Genomic DNA, 19,471 nt, shown 5'->3' with positions numbered 1-19,471 from the left:
ACACGTCCTCAGGCAATTACGCCCAGCTGTTTGCCGATGCGGGTAAAGGCTTCCACCGCACGCTCAATTTGTTCAGGCGAATGCGCCGCAGACATCTGGGTGCGGATACGCGCCTGACCTTTTGGCACCACCGGGAAGAAGAACCCGGTGACGTAAATCCCTTCTTTTTGCAGTTCGCGGGCAAAGTTCTGCGCCACAACCGCATCGCCCAGCATCACCGGAATAATGGCGTGGTCAGCACCGGCCAGGGTAAAACCTGCGGCGCTCATTTTTTCACGGAACAGACGCGCGTTGGACCACAGACGATCGCGCAGTTCAGCGCCTGATTCCACCATCTCCAGCACTTTGATAGAGGCGGAAACGATGGCCGGAGCCAGGGAGTTGGAAAACAGATACGGACGGGAACGCTGGCGCAACCACTCAACCACCTCTTTACGCGCGGCGGTATAGCCGCCGGACGCGCCGCCGAGCGCTTTGCCCAGCGTACCGGTGATGATGTCCACGCGGCCCATCACGTCACAGTATTCGTGGGAACCACGGCCGTTTTCGCCGACAAAACCGACCGCGTGAGAGTCATCGACCATCACCAGTGCATCGTATTTATCTGCCAGGTCGCACACGCCCTTCAGGTTGGCGATCACGCCGTCCATCGAGAACACGCCGTCGGTGGCGATCAGCACATGGCGAGCGCCTGCTTCGCGCGCTTCTTTCAGACGCGCTTCCAGCTCCGCCATGTCGTTGTTGGCGTAACGGAAACGCTTCGCTTTGCACAGACGCACGCCGTCAATGATGGAAGCGTGGTTCAGGGCGTCGGAGATAATTGCATCTTCTGCACCAAGCAGGGTCTCAAACAGACCACCGTTGGCGTCGAAGCAGGAGGAGTACAGAATCGCGTCTTCCATCCCTAAGAAGTTCGCCAGCTTTTTCTCAAGCTGTTTGTGGCTGTCCTGGGTACCGCAGATAAAGCGCACGGAGGCCATACCGAAACCGTGGGTGTCCATGCCATTCTTCGCAGCGGCAATCAGCTCAGGGTGATTCGCAAGACCTAAGTAGTTGTTCGCACAAAAGTTGATCACATGGCTGCCATCGGCAACGGTGATGTCCGCCTGCTGAGCAGACGTGATAATACGCTCTTCCTTGAACAACCCTTCCGCACGTGCGGTGTCGAGGTCGCTGTTTAACTGTTTGTAAAAATCACCACGCATTGCAATTCTCCAGACTCGGCAAATTTCGGGACATATTACCCAAACCTATAGTTCATGACGAGATGACACATTATCTCTTGTCGTTTTTGCAGCATAAATCACGCGTACCCCTGCCCTATGAAGGTGAATGGCTGAAGGGCAGCCATACTAATGATATGATAGAAACATTAGCGTCCGGGATTGTCCCCGGGCTTCACACTTCAAAGGTTACAGTTATGATCATCGTTACCGGCGGCGCAGGCTTTATCGGCAGCAATATTGTTAAGGCTCTCAATGACAAAGGCATCACCGACATCCTGGTGGTTGACAACCTGAAAGATGGCACCAAGTTCGTCAACCTGGTGGATCTGAACATCGCTGACTACATGGATAAAGAAGACTTCCTTATCCAGATTATGGCAGGCGAAGAGTTCGGCGAGATCGAAGCTATCTTCCATGAAGGTGCCTGCTCTTCCACCACAGAGTGGGACGGCAAGTACATGATGGACAACAACTATCAGTACTCCAAAGAGATCCTGCACTACTGCCTCGAGCGTGAAATTCCCTTCCTGTACGCCTCTTCTGCGGCAACCTACGGCGGCCGCACGTCGGACTTCATCGAGTCCCGCGAATATGAGCAGCCGCTGAACGTCTATGGTTACTCCAAGTTCCTGTTCGACGAATACGTCCGTCAGGTTCTGCCAGAAGCGAATTCCCAGATTGTGGGCTTCCGTTACTTCAACGTCTACGGGCCGCGTGAAGGCCACAAAGGCAGCATGGCAAGCGTAGCGTTCCACCTGAACACCCAGCTGAATAACGGCGAAAGTCCAAAACTGTTCGAAGGCAGCGACGGCTTTAAGCGTGACTTCGTCTACGTAGGCGACGTTGCCGCAGTGAACCTGTGGTTCTGGGAAAACGGCGTATCCGGCATCTTCAACCTCGGTACCGGCCGCGCGGAATCCTTCCAGGCGGTGGCTGATGCCACGCTGGCGTATCACAAAAAAGGCAGCATTGAGTACATTCCTTTCCCGGACAAGCTTAAAGGCCGTTATCAGGCGTTCACTCAGGCCGATCTGACCAACCTGCGTGCAGCGGGTTATGACAAGCCGTTCAAGACCGTTGCCGAAGGCGTAACGGAGTATATGGCCTGGCTGAACCGCGACGCGTAAGTATGAGAATTCTGGTGATCGGCCCGTCATGGGTGGGCGACATGATGATGTCGCAGAGTCTCTATCGCACGCTCAAGGCGCGCTATCCCCAGGCGATAATCGACGTGATGGCACCCGCATGGTGCCGTCCGCTGTTATCACGTATGCCGGAAGTTAACGAGGCGATCCCGATGCCGCTTGGCCACGGGGCGCTGGAAATTGGCGAACGCCGCAAGCTCGGCCATAGCCTGCGCGAGAAGCGCTATGACCGCGCGTATGTCCTGCCAAACTCCTTTAAATCTGCCCTGGTGCCCTTCTTTGCAGGCATCCCGCACCGTACCGGCTGGCGCGGTGAAATGCGCTACGGCCTGCTGAACGATGCGCGCGTGCTGGATAAAGAGGCCTGGCCGCTGATGGTGGAGCGCTACGTGGCGCTGGCCTATGACAAAGGCGTGATGCGCAGCGCGAAAGACCTGCCACAGCCGCTGCTCTGGCCACAGCTTCAGGTTAACGACGGTGAAAAATCTCAGACCTGCAACGCGTTTGGGCTTTCGTCTGAACGCCCGATGATTGGCTTCTGCCCTGGCGCCGAGTTCGGCCCGGCAAAACGCTGGCCACACTACCACTATGCGGAGCTGGCGAAACAGCTGATTGACGAAGGCTACCAGATAGTCCTGTTCGGTTCGGCAAAAGACCACGAGGCAGGCAATGAAATCCTCGCGACGCTCAGTAACGAACAGCAGGCATGGTGCCGCAACCTGGCGGGAGAAACCCAGCTTGAGCAGGCGGTTATCCTGATTGCCGCCTGTAGCGCCGTGGTCACCAACGACTCTGGCCTGATGCACGTCGCCGCTGCACTCAACCGCCCGCTGGTTGCGCTGTATGGCCCAAGCAGCCCGGACTTCACGCCACCGCTTTCTCATAAAGCGCGCGTCATCCGCCTGATCACCGGCTATCACAAAGTGCGCAAAGGCGATGCCGCAGAAGGTTATCACCAGAGCCTGATCGACATTACCCCGCAGCGCGTTCTTGAAGAGCTTAACGAACTGCTGTTGAGCGAAGAAGGATAACGAATGCGGGTATTGATCGTTAAAACTTCGTCAATGGGCGATGTTCTGCATACGCTGCCGTCACTGACGGACGCCATGCGGGCCATTCCCGGCATTCGTTTTGACTGGGTGGTGGAAGAGGGCTTCGCGCAAATCCCCACCTGGCATGAAGCGGTCGACCGCGCGATCCCGGTGGCGATTCGCCGCTGGCGCAAAGCATGGTTTTCTGCCCCGATTAAAGCCGAACGCAAAGCCTTCCGCGAGGCAGTACAGGCGCAACGTTACGATGCCATCATCGACGCGCAGGGGCTGGTCAAAAGCGCCGCGCTGGTGACGCGTCTGGCGCACGGCGTAAAGCACGGCATGGACTGGCAAACCGCCCGCGAACCGCTGGCGAGCCTGTTCTATAACCGCCGCCACCACATCGCGAAGCAACAGCACGCCGTGGAACGTACCCGCGAGCTGTTTGCAAAGAGTCTTGGCTATGCCAAACCCGAAACGCAGGGTGATTACGCCATTTCGCAGCATTTCCTGCACAGTTCGCAACAAATAGACTCGCCTTATCTGATTTTTCTTCATGCGACGACCCGCGACGACAAGCATTGGTCGGAAGCGCACTGGCGGGAACTGATCGGCCTGCTGGGGAATTCTGGGCTACGTATCAAACTTCCGTGGGGCGCGCCACACGAAGAAGCACGCGCCAAACGTCTGGCGGCAGGGTTTGATTACGTGGACGTTCTGCCGCGCATGAAACTTGACGGTGTAGCCCAGGAGCTGGCAGGCGCTGCGGCAGTGGTCTCCGTGGATACGGGCCTCAGCCACCTGACGGCGGCGCTGGATCGACCTAATATTACGCTTTACGGCCCAACGGACCCGGGTCTTATCGGCGGCTATGGAAAAAATCAATATATCTGCCGCCCGGAATACTCATCGCAGCTGAGCGACCTCAGTGCCGCTGCGGTATTTGCGCAATTAGAGCCTTTGCTGGCAGCAGAGAGAGCCTATGTCTGATTTTTTCTCAGCGGAGCGTCCACCAAAGCGCGTGCTGATCGTTAAGTTGCGTCACCACGGTGACGTTCTGCTTACTTCGCCGGTGTTCACCGTGTTGAAGAAGAACTGGCCGAACGTGGAAGTCGATGCGCTGGTCTATGACGACACGCAGGCGATGTTGACCAGCCACCCGCATATCGACCAGGTCCATACTATCGGGCGCAACTGGCGTAAAAAGGGGTGGTTTGAACAATTCCGCCTCTACCGCGCGCTGCTCAATACCCTGAAAGGCCGTCAGTATGACGTGCTGATTAACCTGACCGAACACTGGCACGGCGCGCGTCTGGCGCGTCGCCTGAAACCGCGCGTCTCCGTCGGCTTTAAGCCGGATAAACGCGGGGGCCTGGCGCGTCGTCGCTGGGTGAAATCGTTCACCACGCTCTACCCGGCGATTCAGGACAACAGCCGTCATATGGTGGAGGTTAATCTGGACGCCCTGCGCCGGATCGGCATTCATCCACAGTCCGACGAAGACAAACATACCCTCTTTGTGCCTGGCGACGCGGCAGAAGCCTCTGTTGCCGAAAAACTGGCCGGGTTTGGGCTCGCGAGTCAATCCTACATTTTGGTTCACCCGACCTCGCGCTGGATGTTTAAGGCCTGGGATATCAAAAAGCTGGCAGCCACTATTGATAACCTGGCGGCGCGCGGCCTGCCGATTATTCTCTCCGCCGCACCGTCAAAAGAAGAGAAGGCCTACATGGATGAGCTGCGCGCTGCCCTCACCCAGCCGGTCTTTGATTTAAGCGGTCAGCTGAACCTGAAAGAGCTGGGCGCGCTCATGAAGCACGCGCGGGTGTACTTTGGTGTGGATTCTATGCCGATGCACCTTGCAAGCGCCGTCGGTACGCCGACCGTCGCCATCTTTGGCCCTACCGGTGCCATCAAGTGGGCACCGTGGGGGGTGAACTACCGTGTGATTGTGGCCGGGTTTACCTGTCAGCCGTGCGGCAAAGCGGGCTGCGGAGACAGCGGTGTTTCAGACTGCATCACCGCCATCACCCCGCAGCAGGTGCTGAGCGCCATTGATACGATGCTCCTGGAAACGGGAACACCTGCATGAAGCTGGCGATTGTTCGACAGACCTACAACCCCAACGGTGGCGCAGAGCGTTTCGTCTCACGTGCGCTTAACGTGCTGGCGCAGGATACCTCGCTTGACGTCACGCTGATTGCCCGCCAGTGGGAAGATGCCGCAGGCTGGAAAACGCTGACGGTCAATCCGCCGTTTCGCAATCGCATCGCCCGTGAATCCGGCTTTGCCACCGAAGCCGCCGCGCATTTTGCGCAGTTTGATATTGTGCAAAGCCACGAACGCATACCAGGAGCGACCATCTTCCGGGCGGGTGATGGAGTTCACGCCACCTGGCTTGAGCAATATGGTCGTATTCTGTCGCCGCTGGCGCGCTGGGCGCAATCTCTGAGCCGCTATCACCGCTACATTCTGCAGGCTGAGACGCAAATGTTTACCCATCAGCAGCTGCGCAAGGTGATCTGTAATTCGAAGATGGTGCGCGACGATATCGCCCGCCGCTTCGGGCTGTCGGATGACAAGCTGACGGTGATCTATAACGGCGTCGACACTACCCAGTTCAGCCCTGAGGTACGCACCCTTTCGCAGCGTGATGCGCTGGGCATTCCCCAGGCAGCACCGGTGCTGGCGTATGTTGGGTCAGGTTTCAGCCGTAAAGGTGTTGCCACCGCGCTGCGTGCCATTGTGGCGCATCCTGACGTCTGGCTGCTGATTGCCGGGCGCGATAAACATGCGCGGAAATTTGAAAAACTGGCGCAAGCGCTGGGAGTCTCCTCACGCGTGAAGTTCCTGGGGCCCGTTGCCAACGTGCGCGAAGTGTATGGCACGGCGGATGCGCTTATCCTGCCGACGCTCTACGATCCCTTCCCGAACGTCTGCGTGGAAGCGCTGGCCTGCGGTTTGCCGCTGCTCACCAGCCACGGCTGTGGCGCGGCAGAGTGGATAACCGAGGGTCAAAACGGCTGGGTGCGCGATGCGCTGGACAGCGAAGGCTACCAGCAGGCCATCTCTCTGTGGCTGAAAGGCCGCGAACAGGGTGTCGATTACTCCGCTGCTGCACGTGCAACTGCGGAGCCTTTCACCCTGGACAGAATGGCGCGAGAGCTACAAACGCTTTATCGCGATTTGCTACGCTGAGCGGCATCAGAGAAGACCTTCTCCATCGCGTCCAGCATACATTCGCGGGTAAAGTGCGTGCTCAGGTAGTCATACCCCTGTTGCGCGAGTGCCTCGCGAAGGGCTGAGTCGTCATAGAGTTTTAATATGGCATCGTGCAGTGCGTTTTCGTCGCGCTGCGCGATCAACAATCCCGTCTGCCCGTTAATCACCGCATCTCCCGTTCCACCGGCATCCGTTGCAATGGTTGCAATACGGGAGGCTAACGATTGCAGCACGCCCTGCGGGACACCTTCCATATCGTGCGAAGGGCTCAGCGCAATATCAAACGCCGGGAACCAGCGTTCTGGCTCGGTTTGATGTCCCGCCATCACCACGCGTTGCTGTAACCCCAGCGCTGTAATTTCCTGTTCGAGCGTCGCTTTGTGCGGGCCTTCGCCGACAATCGCCAGCTTGATCTGCGGATTGTCGATTTTCGCCAGGGCACGCAGCAGTACGCTGTGACCTTTGTTCGGACGTAAATGCGACACCACGCCCAGCCAGAAATCTGACTCCGATAAGCCACAATGCGCGCGGGCTTCGTGCTTATCTCCCGGGTGAAAACGCTGCGTATCGACACCGCTTGGCACCGACGTACTCTGGGACATCGGCACACCAATATTTGCCACCTGATGACGTAACGCCTCCCCTGTGGTCACGATATGCGCGCAGGCCGTGCGGAACAGCCAGCGGGTCGTCCAGTTGTTGCGCGGTACACCTGACGCATGACGGGTGCGGACCAGCGGCACGGGGTTGGAAAGCGTAAGATTTGCCAGCGCCACCAGCCAGGTATCGGCGGAGTTATGGCTATTAATGACGTCAATCGACTGGCGATTATCCTTCAACCAGCGACGCAACAACTGTAGATTTTTAAGGTTCTTGCGCTTCAACGGCATCGTGACAACCGTCAACCCGGCATCGCGCGCCAGCGCGTGCAGCGGCGCAGTTTCCGGACAAAGGATAGTCACCTGATGGCCACGCTGAATCATCCCTAGCGATTCGTTGATAATGCGCAGAGGCTGTCCGCCTTTGCCGCCGTCTGCTTCAGTGTGAACAATATGCATACATTTCCTGTTAAGAATCTCGTCCGCGTGACGCTAATTTGCCGCCTGAAAAGGATCTTTGTCCCTCCAGGCATATGTTTTTAGTATCCACCAGATATAATACAGCACGAATGGTATCACCATATTGGGTGGCCTGCCCTGAACACAACGGAGAAAGCATGTCCGACAAACCTTTATTGAGCCTTGTAGTCGCCGTCTATAACGGTGAAAAATTCCTCAGTGCATTTTTCGACAGCATCAAAGCTCAACATCTGGACAGTCTGGAACTGGTCGTTGTGAACGACGGGTCAAGCGACAACTCCTCCGCCATCATTGCTCAGTACGCCGGAGAATTTCCGTTCTACAAGGTCATTGACCAGGCTAACCAGGGCGTCTCAGCGGCCCGTAATACAGGTCTCGCGCAAGCAACAGGCGAGTATGTTGCATTCCCGGATATCGATGATGTCATTTACCCGGGTATGTATCCGCGCCTGCTTGAGATGGCTAAAAAGAACGATCTCGATGTGGCGACCTGCAACGGCACGTATATCTACGATGACGGCAGGCCGTCGAAGAAAATCTTTCCGTCCGACAAACTGCAATCCACAGACGTACTGGATGGCCCAACGTGGCTACAGCGCGCGCTGGCGTCGCGTAAATTCCTGCACGTTACCTGGCTGAATATTTATCGCCACGCGTTTATTAAAGAGCAGGGTTTCACCTTTGAACATGGGCTGCGACACCAGGATATCCCGTGGACCACCGAAGTGCTGCTGACGGCCAAACGCGTGCAGTACACTGACGAAACCTTCTATGACTACCTGATTCATTCCGCCTCCGTCTCGCACACGCCAGGGACAGATGACACGCGCATGCGTAACGCTCGTCACTACATGAAAATCCTGGAAATGCTGGATGTTATCAACCAGCGTTACCCGGAAGCCGTACGCCGGGTACCGGCCTGCCGGTGGCAGATTGCAAAAGAGGGGCTGGGCATTCTGCACGCCATTAACAACATCGGCGATCTCAGTAAAAAACGCGAAATTATTCGTGAATTGTTCGACCGAGGTATCTGGGCACTCATCTGGAAAAATGCCCGTGGGCTGCGCCAGCGCTGGCGACTTGGCCGCCGTTATTTCCGTTTGAAACGGTATCTGGCATAAGAGATAGCTTTACCCGGCTTAAATGCTTAGAATTTGCCCGCCGAAACTAAAAAAACGGATAATCGCTTGGAATTGTTGTATACCGCTCTGCTCTACATCATTCAGCCACTGGTGTGGCTGAGACTGTTGCTTCGTAGCCGTAAAGCGCCTGCGTATCGTAAACGCTGGGCTGAGCGCTATGGCTTCTGCCGCAATAAAGTCTTACCGGACGGTATTTTGCTGCATTCCGTTTCTGTCGGTGAAACGCTGGCGGCGATCCCGCTGGTTCGCGCCCTGCGCCACCGCTACCCGTCTCTGCCGATCACCGTCACGACAATGACGCCGACCGGGTCGGAGCGCGCGTTATCCGCTTTTGGCAAAGACGTTCAACACGTCTATCTCCCTTACGATCTGCCCTGCGCCATGAATCGTTTCCTGAATACCGTTCGCCCGAAACTGGTGATCGTGATGGAAACCGAACTGTGGCCGAACATGATTTCCGCCCTGCATGCCCGTAAGATCCCGTTGGTTATCGCTAATGCCCGCCTGTCTGAGCGCTCGGCAAAAGGGTACGGCAAGCTGGGCAAATTTATGCGTCGCCTGCTGAGTAAAATCACCTTGATTGCGGCGCAGAATGAAGAAGATGCGGCGCGCTTCATCGCGCTAGGCCTGAAACGCAACCAGCTTGCGGTAACGGGCAGCCTTAAATTCGATATTTCCGTCACGCCTGAACTCGCCGCCCGTGCGATCACACTGCGTCGCCAGTGGGCTCCGCGTCGTCAGGTCTGGATTGCGACCAGCACCCACGACGGCGAAGAAGAGATCATCCTCCAGGCGCACCGTAAGTTGCTGGAAAAATTCCCCGATTTACTGCTGATCCTCGTTCCACGTCATCCGGAGCGTTTTAAAGATGCCCGCGACATGGTGCAGAAAGGCGGTTTCAGCTACACCCTGCGCAGCAGCGGTGAGATCCCTTCCGGCAGCACTCAGGTAGTGATTGGCGATACCATGGGCGAGCTGATGCTACTTTATGGCATTGCCGATCTGGCCTTTGTTGGCGGCAGCCTGGTGGCGCGCGGCGGTCATAACCCGCTGGAGCCAGCAGCCCACGCCATTCCGGTGCTGATGGGGCCACACACGTTTAACTTCAAAGATATCTGCGCTAAATTGCAGCAGGCCGATGGTTTAATTACCGTGACTGATGCGGATTCGGTGGTCAAGGAGGTCTCGACCCTTCTGACTGACGAAGATTATCGCCTGTGGTACGGGCGTCATGCCGTCGAGGTGCTGCATCAGAACCAGGGCGCACTGACCCGCCTGCTGCAACTTCTGCAACCTTATTTGCCTCAGCGGAGCCACTAATGTCAACGCGTCTGTCGGTCGTGATGATCGCCAAAAACGCCGCCGACCTGCTTCCGGACTGTCTGGCCTCCGTCGCCTGGGCTGACGAAATCGTCGTGCTCGATTCCGGCAGCACGGACAATACGGTGGACGTTGCCCGCGCAGCGGGCGCAAAGGTCTTTATCAACACCGACTGGCAAGGCTATGGCATCCAGCGCCAGCGCGCGCAGGGGTACGCCACTGGCGATTATGTCCTGATGCTCGATACCGACGAACGCATCACGCCAGAACTTCAGCAGGCCATTCAGGCGGTGCTTTCCTCGCCTCAGCCTGGTGCGGTCTACAGCATCGCCCGCCGCAACTACTTCCTCGGCCGTTTTATGCGCCACAGCGGCTGGTATCCAGACCGCGTGATGCGCCTCTACGAGCGCGAGCGGTATCAGTACAACGACAACCTGGTCCATGAATCCCTGGCTTGCGATAGCGCCCAGGTGATCCCTCTGGCGGGCGATCTGTTGCACCTGACCTGTCGGGATTTCGCCAGCTTCCAGCGTAAACAGCTTAACTATGCCACCGCATGGGCGCAGGAGCGCCACCAGCGCGGCAAGAAGGCCACGCTGAGCGGTATCTTCACCCATACGCTGGGCGCGTTTCTGAAAACGCTCCTGCTGCGTGGTGGCGTACTGGACGGTAAACAGGGGTGGTTACTGGCGGTGGTGAATGCCCAGTATACTTTCAACAAATACACCGAGCTGTGGGCGCTCTGCCGCGGCTACTCAGAGAAAACGTGAGCCATGAGCACAAAAGCGATTTATCCGGGTACCTTCGATCCGATCACTAACGGTCATCTTGATATCATCACCCGTGCGGCGTGCATGTTCGACAAGGTGATCCTGGCCATTGCCGCCAGCCCCAGCAAAAAACCGATGTTTGACCTCAACGAGCGCGTACAGCTTGCCACCGATGCCATTTCGCACCTGCCGAATGTTGAGGTGGTCGGGTTTAGCGACCTGATGGCTAACTTCGCCCGCGCTCAGCAGGCAAACATTCTGATCCGTGGTTTACGCGCTGTGGCAGACTTCGAATATGAGATGCAGCTGGCGCACATGAACCGCCACCTGATGCCGGAGCTGGAGAGCGTATTCCTGATGCCCTCCAAAGAGTGGTCGTTTATCTCTTCCACGCTGGTAAAAGAGGTGGCGCGCCATCACGGGGACGTTACCCATTTCCTGCCGACTAACGTCCACCAGGCGTTGATGGAAAAGCTAAAGTAGCGCTATTTCTGGCACTGGCGGCAGTAGAACGTCGCGCGCTGGGCGTGCTTCGTGGCAATAACTGGCGTGCCGCAGACTCTGCACGGTTCGCCTTTGCGCCCGTACACCTGCAGCTCCTGGGCAAAATAGCCCGGCTTGCCGTCGCTTTGCAGGAAGTCCTTCAACGTTGTCCCACCCTGCTCAATCGAGCGCAGTAATACAGCTTTAATCACCCGGACCAGCAGTTCACACTCCTTCGCCGACAGCGAAGAGGCCAGCCGATCGGGATGGATCCCGGCCGCAAACAGCGATTCGCTGGCGTAGATATTTCCCACGCCGACCACCAGCTTATTGTCCATCAGCCAGGGCTTAATCGGAGTCTTCTTCTTCGCACACTTCGCTTGCAGGTATTCCGCGTTAAACGCGTCTGAGAGCGGCTCCGGGCCCAGATGCGCCAGTACGTTATGTCCTTCCAGCTCCTTCGTCCACAGCCACGCACCAAAGCGCCGTGGGTCGGTGTAACGGAGCACTTTGCCGTTGCTCATCACCAGATCGACGTGGTCGTGCTTTTCCGCAGGCAGTTCTTCGGTCAAAATGCGAAGGCTACCGGACATCCCCAGATGGATAATAATCCAGCCGTCGGGCAGTTCCAGCAGCAGGTATTTAGCGCGGCGCTGCACGCTAAGGACGGGTTTATCGCTCAGGGCATGGATCTCATCGGATACCGGCCAGCGCAAGCGCCCATTACGGACAACCGCGTGAAGAATAGTCGCGCCGACCAGATGGGGCTCAATGCCGCGGCGGCTGGTCTCTACCTCAGGTAATTCAGGCATGGTTCCTCCGTTGAGATGCAGAATGCAAAAAACCCCGCAGTTGCGGGGTTTTTCAATACAAGGAGACTAAAATTATTTGATTTTAGCTTCTTTGTACAGTACGTGCTGGCGTACAACTGGATCGAATTTTTTCAGTTCCAGTTTTTCCGGCTTAGTACGTTTGTTCTTCGTGGTGGTGTAGAAGTGACCTGTACCAGCAGAAGAAACCAGCTTGATTTTCTCACGAATACCTTTAGCCATGATTTATTTCCTCTTTAAGTACTTAGTACTTTTCGCCACGGGCACGCAGTTCAGACAGAACTGTATCGATGCCTTTCTTATCGATTACACGCATACCTTTAGCAGATACGCGCAGGGTGACAAAACGCTTCTCGCTCTCAACCCAGAAACGGTGAGAGTGCAGGTTCGGCAGGAAACGGCGTTTAGTCGCGTTCAGTGCGTGGGAACGGTTGTTACCGGTCACCGGACGCTTGCCAGTAACTTGGCAGACTCGGGACATGTCTATTCTCCAAAAATCAAATTAGCTCGAGCTTCGTATGGGGTATCGGCGCCTCGTCAGGCTTTACAGCCCGGTCATCGCATAGTTCTAAGTGAACTCTCGATTGCCAGGCCCAAATGCCAAACCCGAGATTCTCAAAGGTGGCGTAGTATACGCTGACTCGGCGGTGTGCTCAAGTCCCGAACAGACAAAGATCCCGATGGATCGCGAGAAATAGCCTAAATCCAGCCATGTTCTGCAAAAGAAATGTACTCTCCGCGGCCAATTATCAGATGGTCCAGCACACGAATGTCCATGAATTGACAGCATTTGATAATGCGTTCGGTGATTTCTTTGTCAGCTCTGCTCGGTTCTGCACAGCCAGAGGGGTGATTATGCGCGAGGATCACGCCCGCTGCATTCACTTTTATCGCTTCCCGCACAATTTCACGCGGATGCACCTCGACGTGGCTTAACGTGCCCGCAAAGAGGCAGCTATGTTTCAGCACCCGGTTTCTGTTGTCGAGAAAGATCACCATAAAGATCTCACGCTCGGCATCGGTTAACTGGCTTTGCAGGAATTCACGCGTCATCGCGGGCGTCAGGATCGGATCTTCCTCCTCCATGCGGACCTTGTAAAAACGGCGGGCCAGTTCAGCAATGCCTCTCAACTGAGCATATTTTGCCACGCCGATCCCCTCGACGTGCTTAAACTGCGCCAGATCGGCGGTCAGCAACCCATGCAGTGAACCGAAATGCGCTATCAGCTCTTTTGCCAGCGTAAATACGGTCTTCCCGGACGTTCCGGTACGTAAAAAGAGCGCCAGCAGCTCATCGTCTTTTAACAGGGTGACGCCATAGCGCAGTAGTTTTTCGCGCGGTAGCAGCTGCTCATCCTCTTCATCCATGCTCTTTCTCCTTTTTTACCGCATGCTGCCACAGGCCAGTCAGTGGCTCGACGACCACGTTGCGTACTTGCGTAGCGCCTCGCAAAGTGTCCGAAGGACAAAATCACCTCGTTTTGGGGATTGTGATAAAATGCCCGCTCTCTGGTGAAACCCAACAGGAAAGAATCATGATGAGCCTGGCCGGTAAAAAAATCGTTCTTGGCGTGAGCGGCGGTATTGCTGCCTATAAAGCGCCGGAGCTGGTGCGTCGTCTGCGCGAGCGCGGGGCAGATGTGCGGGTCGCGATCACCGAAGGCGGTAAAGCCTTTATCACTCCCTTGAGCCTGCAGGCGGTTTCAGGGTACCCGGTATCTGACAGCCTGCTCGATCCGGCCGCCGAAGCTGCAATGGGCCATATTGAGCTTGGAAAATGGGCTGACCTGGTTATCCTCGCCCCCGCCACAGCGGATTTAATCGCGCGGGTGGCAGCCGGTATGGCAAACGACCTGGTCTCCACCATTTGCCTGGCCACGCCTGCGCCTGTTGCCGTCGTGCCTGCCATGAACCAGCAGATGTACCGCAACGCGGCCACCCAGCACAATCTGGAGACGCTGGCTGCACGCGGCCTGCTTATCTGGGGACCGGACAGCGGCAGCCAGGCCTGTGGTGACGTTGGCCCGGGTCGCATGCTTGATCCGCTGACGATTGTTGATATGGCCGCCGCCCATTTTTCGCCTGTCAACGATCTGCAACATCTCAACATCATGATTACCGCGGGCCCCACGCGCGAGCCGCTGGATCCGGTGCGCTATATCACTAACCACAGCTCCGGTAAGATGGGCTTTGCCATTGCCGCCGCTGCGGCAAAGCGCGGCGCAAACGTCACGCTGGTGAGTGGCCCGGTATCGCTGCCTACACCTGCGTTTGTAAAGCGAGTTGACGTCACCACCGCGCTGGAGATGGAAGCCGCCGTGCAGGCACACGCGCAAAACCAGCAGATATTTATCGGCTGTGCGGCCGTCGCAGACTATCGCGCTGAGACCATCGCCGAGGCTAAAATAAAAAAGCAAGGTGATGAATTAACACTAAAAATGGTGAAAAACCCGGACATTGTCGCCGGCGTCGCCGCACTAAAAAGCCATCGTCCTTACGTTGTTGGGTTTGCCGCAGAAACAAATAATGTGGAAGAATATGCCCGGCAAAAACGTACCCGCAAAAACCTCGATTTGATTTGCGCGAACGACGTATCGCTGGCCACACAAGGATTTAACAGCGACAGCAACGCACTGCACCTTTTCTGGCAGGATGGAGATAAAGTCTTACCGCTTGAGCGCAAGGAACTCCTGGGCCAACAATTACTCGACGAGATCGTTACCCGTTATGATGAAAAAAATCGACGTTAAGATTCTGGACCCGCGTGTTGGCGAGCAATTCCCGCTGCCAACCTATGCCACCTCCGGCTCTGCCGGACTTGACCTGCGCGCCTGTCTCGATGACGCCGTAGAACTGGCGCCGGGTGCCACTACCCTGGTGCCGACTGGCCTGGCCATTCACATTGCTGACCCGTCTCTGGCGGCGGTGATTCTGCCGCGTTCTGGCCTGGGCCATAAGCATGGCGTTGTGCTGGGTAACCTGGTTGGCCTGATTGACTCTGACTACCAGGGTCAGCTGATGGTCTCCGTCTGGAACCGTGGTCAGGACAGTTTCACCATTGAGCCCGGCGAACGTATCGCGCAGATGGTCTTTGTACCGGTGGTACAGGCAGAATTTAACCTGGTGGCAGACTTTGACGCCACCGACCGTGGCGAAGGCGGCTTCGGCCATTCCGGGCGCAAATAACCGCCCGACAGAGACGTTTCCCACAGCGCCATAATGCAATAACAAACCGCAAACTTCAGTTTGCGGTCGCTGTGTGGATGACAGCCTGGCAAGTGCTTATTTTCAGGGGTATTTTGTAACATGGCAGAAAAACAAACCGCGAAAAGGAATCGTCGCGAAGAAATACTTCAATCTCTGGCTCTGATGCTTGAATCCAGCGATGGCAGTCAACGCATCACTACCGCTAAACTGGCCGCCTCTGTGGGCGTGTCTGAGGCGGCGCTGTACCGTCATTTTCCGAGCAAAACCCGGATGTTCGACAGCCTGATCGAATTTATTGAAGACAGCCTGATCACGCGCATCAACCTGATTTTGAAAGACGAAAAAGACACCACCGCGCGTCTGCGTCTGATTGTGCTGTTAATCCTGGGCTTTGGTGAACGCAACCCGGGTTTAACCCGTATCCTGACCGGTCACGCGCTGATGTTCGAGCAGGACAGACTGCAGGGCCGCATTAACCAGCTTTTCGAACGTATTGAAGCACAGCTGCGTCAGGTACTGCGCGAGAAGAAAATGCGTGAAGGCGAAGGATACAGTATTGATGAAACGCTGCTGGCAAGCCAGATACTGGCGTTTTGCGAAGGCATGCTCTCACGTTTTGTGCGCAGCGAATTCAAATACCGTCCAACGGACGATTTTGACGCCCGCTGGCCGTTAGTGGCTGCGCAGTTGCAGTAACATCATTGCCGGATGGCGGCCTCGCCTTATCCGGCCTACAGGTTGCATTGCCCGGTAAACCTGACGTCACCGGGCAATGCAATTAAACCCCGAACTCTTCCCGGTATGCACGTACCGCTGCCAGATGGTCCGCCATCTCAGGCTTCTCTTCCAGATACGCAATCAGGTCTTTCAGGGTGATAATCGACGTCACTTTGCAGCTGTAATCACGCTCCACTTCCTGAATAGCAGAAATTTCACCACGACCACGCTCCTGACGATCCAGAGAAATCAGCACGCCAGCCAGCGTCGCACCGTTGGCCTGAATAATCTCCATCGATTCGCGGATCGCCGTGCCTGCAGTGATCACATCGTCGACCAGCATAACGCGGCCCTGCAACGCGCTGCCGACCAGATTACCGCCTTCACCGTGGGTTTTAGCCTCTTTGCGGTTAAAGCAGTACGGCACATCGCGGTCATGGTGTTCCGCCAGCGCAACCGCGGTGGTGGTCGCAATCGGAATGCCTTTGTAGGCCGGGCCAAACAGCAGGTCAAAATCAATCCCGGAATCCACCAGCGCTTCGGCATAGAAACGGCCTAACAGTGCCAGATCGCGCCCGGTATTAAACAGCCCGGCGTTGAAGAAATAGGGACTCTTACGCCCGGATTTCAGCGTAAACTCGCCAAACTTAAGTACCTGCTTGTTAAGCGCAAACTCAATAAACTGGCGCTGATACGATTTCATGGATTTGCTCCTTTGGTTTTTCTGTCTTACAGGCAAAAAAAAGGCGACTCATTGGTCGCCTTTAAAATCAATTTTCTAACGCCGCTTTCTGCGTCGTGACGATAGATTCAATTCCCCCCCGGGCCAGAGCCAGCAGGGCAAGAAGTTCTTCATGGGTGAACGGCTCGCCTTCTGCCGTGCCCTGCACTTCAATGATGCGACCATCTTCGGTCATCACCACGTTCATGTCCGTCTCGGCAGCGGAATCTTCAACATATTCCAGATCGCAAAGCGCTTCACCGTTAACAATGCCCACGGAGACCGCCGCAACCATGCCTTTCATTGGATTGGTTTTCAGCTTACCGGCCGCAACCAGTTTATTCAGGGCATCCGCCAGCGCCACGCATGCGCCGGTAATGGAGGCTGTACGCGTGCCGCCGTCTGCCTGAATCACGTCGCAGTCCAGCGTGATGGTAAATTCACCGAGGATTTTCAGGTCAACGGCGGCGCGCAGCGCACGCGCGATCAGACGTTGAATTTCCATGGTACGGCCGCCCTGCTTGCCTTTTGCCGCTTCGCGGGCGTTACGGGTATGGGTCGCACGCGGCAGCATGCCGTACTCTGCGGTGATCCAGCCCTGGCCCTGACCTTTCAGGAAGCGCGGAACGCCTTCTTCGATGGACGCGGTGCACAGTACTTTGGTATCACCAAACTCAACCAGCACGGAGCCTTCAGCGTGTTTTGTATAGTTACGGGTCAGGGTGACGGGACGCACCTGGTTGGCGCTACGACCTGATGGACGCATGATGGATTCTCCGGCTTGAAACGAATGTGGCTGCGCATTATACGGATAAAGGACGCTTATTCCTATCCTGAGAAGCCCCCGAAAGCTATAATCCCCCCATCTCTCCTTTAAAAACGGGAATGTCTATGATCCGCAGTATGACCGCCTACGCCCGGCGTGAAATCAAGGGTAGCTGGGGTAGCGCCACATGGGAAATGCGCTCGGTAAACCAGCGTTACCTGGAAACGTATTTCCGTATGCCGGAGCAGTTCCGCAGCCTTGAGCCTGTTGTACGCGAGCGTATCCGTACGCGTCTGACGCGCGGTAAAGTGGAATGTAACCTGCGTTTCGAGCCTGATGCCAGCTCGCAGGGTGAGCTGATCCTCAACGAAAAACTGGCGAAACAGCTCGTGAATGCGGCGAACTGGGTCAAAATGCAGAGCGATGAAGGCGAAATCAACCCGGTTGATATTCTGCGCTGGCCTGGGGTCATGGCCGCCGGTGAGCAGGATCTGGATGCCATTGCCGCCGAAATCCTTGCAGCCCTCGACGGTACCCTGGACGACTTTATCGTTGCCCGCGAAACCGAAGGCCAGGCACTGAAAGGGATGATTGAGCAGCGTCTTGAAGGCGTAACCGCTGAAGTCGCGAAAGTGCGCACCCATATGCCAGAAGTGCTGCAGTGGCAGCGCGAGCGCCTGGTCGCCAAACTAGAAGAAGCGGAAGTTCAGCTGGAAAACACCCGTCTGGAACAAGAGCTGGTCCTGATGGCGCAGCGCGTTGACGTCGCTGAAGAGCTGGACCGTCTGGAAGCGCACGTTAAAGAAACCTACAACATTCTGAAGAAGAAAGAAGCGGTAGGCCGCCGCCTCGACTTTATGATGCAGGAGTTCAACCGCGAGTCGAACACGCTGGCGTCTAAGTCGATCAACGCTGAGGTGACCAATTCAGCGATTGAACTCAAGGTTCTGATTGAGCAAATGCGCGAGCAGATTCAGAATATCGAGTAACGTTTACGGGTGGTGCAGCCGGCACCACCCATTATTATTTCTAATCCATCTAATTGCTTTTTTTCTCAATAACCCCTCTTTCATCAAGCCTGTTCAACATAAATTGATAAAATTTTATATGGCAAACTGAGTCACCTTAGAAAATCTCAATCGTGATCTTGCGCACAAATCGCTAACCTCCACGCGTTCACACCGGAGGGTATATGCTGCTTCACATTCTTTATCTCATTGGTATCACCGCAGAAGCCATGACCGGCGCACTGGCCGCCGGGCGTCGCCGGATGGACACCTTCGGCGTGATCATTATTGCCACAGCAACCGCGCTGGGCGGCGGTTCCGTGCGCGATATTCTGCTGGGCCATTACCCACTCGGCTGGGTTAAACACCCTGAGTATGTGATTATCGTGGCGACAGCTGCCGTATTAACCACCATTGTGGCACCCGTTATGCCCCATCTACGCCGCCTGTTCCTGGTGCTTGATGCGCTGGGGCTGATCGTCTTTTCAATCATCGGCGCACAAATTGCGCTCGATATGGGTGAAGGGCCGGTCATCGCCACCATTGCTGCCGTGGTCACAGGGGTGTTCGGTGGTGTGCTGCGGGATATGTTCTGCAAACGCATTCCCCTGGTTTTCCAGAAAGAGCTGTATGCAGGTATATCCTTCGCTGCAGCGGTGCTCTATATCGCCCTGCAGCATTATGTTTCTAACCAGGATGTGGTGGTCATCTCCACATTGCTGTTTGGCTTTACGGCCCGCATGCTCGCGCTGCGTCTGAAGCTCGGGCTACCCGTTTTTCATTACAAGCACAGCGCACACTAATT

22 protein-coding genes are annotated in these 19,471 nt (G+C 56.1%); 14 read left to right on the top strand and 8 right to left on the bottom strand.

Annotation, left to right across the window (positions count from 1 at the left end):
- Positions 1 to 8 precede the first annotated feature (8 nt).
- Entirely contained in the window at positions 9 to 1,205 is a 1,197-nt protein-coding gene (kbl, locus tag PYW49_RS19925; protein WP_320387316.1) for a glycine C-acetyltransferase, read from the bottom strand.
- A 215-nt stretch (positions 1,206 to 1,420) separates the two neighbouring features.
- Between kbl and rfaD the strand changes: the two genes are divergently transcribed.
- Genes rfaD through PYW49_RS19900 form a run of 5 tightly spaced genes read left to right on the top strand, consistent with a single transcriptional unit; the run spans position 1,421 to position 6,600 of the window.
- On the top strand, positions 1,421 to 2,353 hold the full coding sequence (gene rfaD, locus PYW49_RS19920; protein WP_008502707.1) for an ADP-glyceromanno-heptose 6-epimerase: 933 nt from the start codon (positions 1,421 to 1,423) through the stop codon (positions 2,351 to 2,353).
- Positions 2,354 to 2,355: 2 nt separating this feature from the next.
- Positions 2,356 to 3,402 (top strand): ADP-heptose--LPS heptosyltransferase RfaF, encoded by a 1,047-nt coding sequence (gene rfaF / locus PYW49_RS19915; protein ID WP_134348347.1) that lies wholly within the window; start codon positions 2,356 to 2,358, stop codon positions 3,400 to 3,402.
- A 3-nt stretch (positions 3,403 to 3,405) separates the two neighbouring features.
- Entirely contained in the window at positions 3,406 to 4,392 is a 987-nt protein-coding gene (gene rfaC, locus PYW49_RS19910; protein WP_320387315.1) for a lipopolysaccharide heptosyltransferase RfaC, read from the top strand.
- Positions 4,385 to 5,494 (top strand): putative lipopolysaccharide heptosyltransferase III, encoded by a 1,110-nt coding sequence (rfaQ, locus tag PYW49_RS19905; RefSeq protein WP_320387314.1) that lies wholly within the window; start codon positions 4,385 to 4,387, stop codon positions 5,492 to 5,494. Before rfaC ends, rfaQ begins: the two co-directional genes overlap by 8 nt.
- The gene (locus tag PYW49_RS19900; protein ID WP_320387313.1) at positions 5,491 to 6,600 is read left to right on the top strand and encodes a glycosyltransferase family 4 protein; all 1,110 of its coding nucleotides are present in this window, start codon (positions 5,491 to 5,493) and stop codon (positions 6,598 to 6,600) included. The genes rfaQ and PYW49_RS19900 overlap by 4 nt, the downstream gene beginning before the upstream one ends.
- Here PYW49_RS19900 and PYW49_RS19895 read toward each other — a convergent pair.
- Positions 6,579 to 7,682: a glycosyltransferase family 4 protein gene (locus tag PYW49_RS19895; RefSeq protein ID WP_320387312.1), complete on the bottom strand. Its 1,104-nt coding sequence runs from the start codon at positions 7,680 to 7,682 to the stop codon at positions 6,579 to 6,581. The two genes, PYW49_RS19900 and PYW49_RS19895, sit on opposite strands and share 22 nt — an antisense overlap.
- A 158-nt stretch (positions 7,683 to 7,840) precedes the next feature.
- On the opposite strand from PYW49_RS19895, the gene PYW49_RS19890 reads away from it, so the two are divergent.
- The 4 genes from PYW49_RS19890 (at position 7,841) to coaD (ending at position 11,418) form a co-directional block, all read left to right on the top strand.
- Positions 7,841 to 8,824 (top strand): glycosyltransferase, encoded by a 984-nt coding sequence (locus PYW49_RS19890; RefSeq protein WP_320387311.1) that lies wholly within the window; start codon positions 7,841 to 7,843, stop codon positions 8,822 to 8,824.
- Positions 8,825 to 8,890: 66 nt separating this feature from the next.
- A complete protein-coding gene (gene waaA / locus PYW49_RS19885; RefSeq protein WP_320387310.1) occupies positions 8,891 to 10,165 on the top strand; it encodes a lipid IV(A) 3-deoxy-D-manno-octulosonic acid transferase in 1,275 nt (424 codons plus the stop codon).
- Positions 10,165 to 10,935: a glycosyltransferase family 2 protein gene (locus tag PYW49_RS19880; RefSeq protein WP_134348341.1), complete on the top strand. Its 771-nt coding sequence runs from the start codon at positions 10,165 to 10,167 to the stop codon at positions 10,933 to 10,935. Before waaA ends, PYW49_RS19880 begins: the two co-directional genes overlap by 1 nt.
- A 3-nt stretch (positions 10,936 to 10,938) precedes the next feature.
- A complete protein-coding gene (coaD, locus tag PYW49_RS19875; RefSeq protein ID WP_023334018.1) occupies positions 10,939 to 11,418 on the top strand; it encodes a pantetheine-phosphate adenylyltransferase in 480 nt (159 codons plus the stop codon).
- A 2-nt stretch (positions 11,419 to 11,420) separates the two neighbouring features.
- On the opposite strand, the gene mutM is transcribed toward coaD, so the two are convergent.
- The 4 genes from mutM to radC all read right to left on the bottom strand — a co-directional run bounded on the left by mutM (position 11,421) and on the right by radC (position 13,616).
- Positions 11,421 to 12,230: a bifunctional DNA-formamidopyrimidine glycosylase/DNA-(apurinic or apyrimidinic site) lyase gene (mutM, locus tag PYW49_RS19870; RefSeq protein WP_134348339.1), complete on the bottom strand. Its 810-nt coding sequence runs from the start codon at positions 12,228 to 12,230 to the stop codon at positions 11,421 to 11,423.
- 72 nt (positions 12,231 to 12,302) lie between these two features.
- Positions 12,303 to 12,470, bottom strand: coding sequence for a 50S ribosomal protein L33 (gene rpmG, locus PYW49_RS19865; RefSeq protein WP_003024094.1), 168 nt, complete (start codon positions 12,468 to 12,470; stop codon positions 12,303 to 12,305).
- 22 nt (positions 12,471 to 12,492) lie between these two features.
- Positions 12,493 to 12,729 (bottom strand): 50S ribosomal protein L28, encoded by a 237-nt coding sequence (rpmB, locus tag PYW49_RS19860; RefSeq protein WP_002436699.1) that lies wholly within the window; start codon positions 12,727 to 12,729, stop codon positions 12,493 to 12,495.
- A gap of 218 nt (positions 12,730 to 12,947) precedes the next feature.
- Positions 12,948 to 13,616, bottom strand: coding sequence for a RadC family protein (gene radC / locus PYW49_RS19855; protein ID WP_134348338.1), 669 nt, complete (start codon positions 13,614 to 13,616; stop codon positions 12,948 to 12,950).
- Positions 13,617 to 13,786: 170 nt separating this feature from the next.
- Here radC and coaBC point away from each other — a divergent pair, with 170 nt between their 5' ends.
- The 3 genes from coaBC to slmA all read left to right on the top strand — a co-directional run bounded on the left by coaBC (position 13,787) and on the right by slmA (position 16,151).
- Positions 13,787 to 14,998: a bifunctional phosphopantothenoylcysteine decarboxylase/phosphopantothenate--cysteine ligase CoaBC gene (gene coaBC, locus PYW49_RS19850; RefSeq protein WP_320387385.1), complete on the top strand. Its 1,212-nt coding sequence runs from the start codon at positions 13,787 to 13,789 to the stop codon at positions 14,996 to 14,998.
- Positions 14,976 to 15,434, top strand: coding sequence for a dUTP diphosphatase (dut, locus tag PYW49_RS19845; protein WP_008502691.1), 459 nt, complete (start codon positions 14,976 to 14,978; stop codon positions 15,432 to 15,434). Before coaBC ends, dut begins: the two co-directional genes overlap by 23 nt.
- Positions 15,435 to 15,554: 120 nt before the next feature.
- The gene (slmA, locus tag PYW49_RS19840) at positions 15,555 to 16,151 is read left to right on the top strand and encodes a nucleoid occlusion factor SlmA (protein WP_008502690.1); all 597 of its coding nucleotides are present in this window, start codon (positions 15,555 to 15,557) and stop codon (positions 16,149 to 16,151) included.
- Between the two features lie 82 nt (positions 16,152 to 16,233).
- On the opposite strand, the gene pyrE is transcribed toward slmA, so the two are convergent.
- Both pyrE and rph read right to left on the bottom strand, forming a co-directional pair.
- Entirely contained in the window at positions 16,234 to 16,875 is a 642-nt protein-coding gene (gene pyrE / locus PYW49_RS19835) for an orotate phosphoribosyltransferase (protein ID WP_010426430.1), read from the bottom strand.
- A gap of 67 nt (positions 16,876 to 16,942) precedes the next feature.
- On the bottom strand, positions 16,943 to 17,659 hold the full coding sequence (gene rph / locus PYW49_RS19830; protein WP_059310368.1) for a ribonuclease PH: 717 nt from the start codon (positions 17,657 to 17,659) through the stop codon (positions 16,943 to 16,945).
- A 125-nt stretch (positions 17,660 to 17,784) separates the two neighbouring features.
- Between rph and PYW49_RS19825 the strand changes: the two genes are divergently transcribed.
- Together PYW49_RS19825 and PYW49_RS19820 are read left to right on the top strand one after the other, a co-directional pair.
- A complete protein-coding gene (locus PYW49_RS19825; RefSeq protein WP_134348337.1) occupies positions 17,785 to 18,648 on the top strand; it encodes a YicC/YloC family endoribonuclease in 864 nt (287 codons plus the stop codon).
- A 203-nt stretch (positions 18,649 to 18,851) separates the two neighbouring features.
- Positions 18,852 to 19,469, top strand: a complete 618-nt coding sequence (locus tag PYW49_RS19820; protein ID WP_047347516.1) for a trimeric intracellular cation channel family protein — start codon at positions 18,852 to 18,854, stop codon at positions 19,467 to 19,469.
- Positions 19,470 to 19,471 lie beyond the last annotated feature (2 nt).

The sequence above is a fragment of the Enterobacter chinensis genome (assembly GCF_034008295.1).
Lineage (GTDB): Bacteria > Pseudomonadota > Gammaproteobacteria > Enterobacterales > Enterobacteriaceae > Enterobacter > Enterobacter chinensis.
Note: the sequence above shows the minus strand (reverse complement) of the source record. Positions and strands in the feature narration are given on the sequence as shown.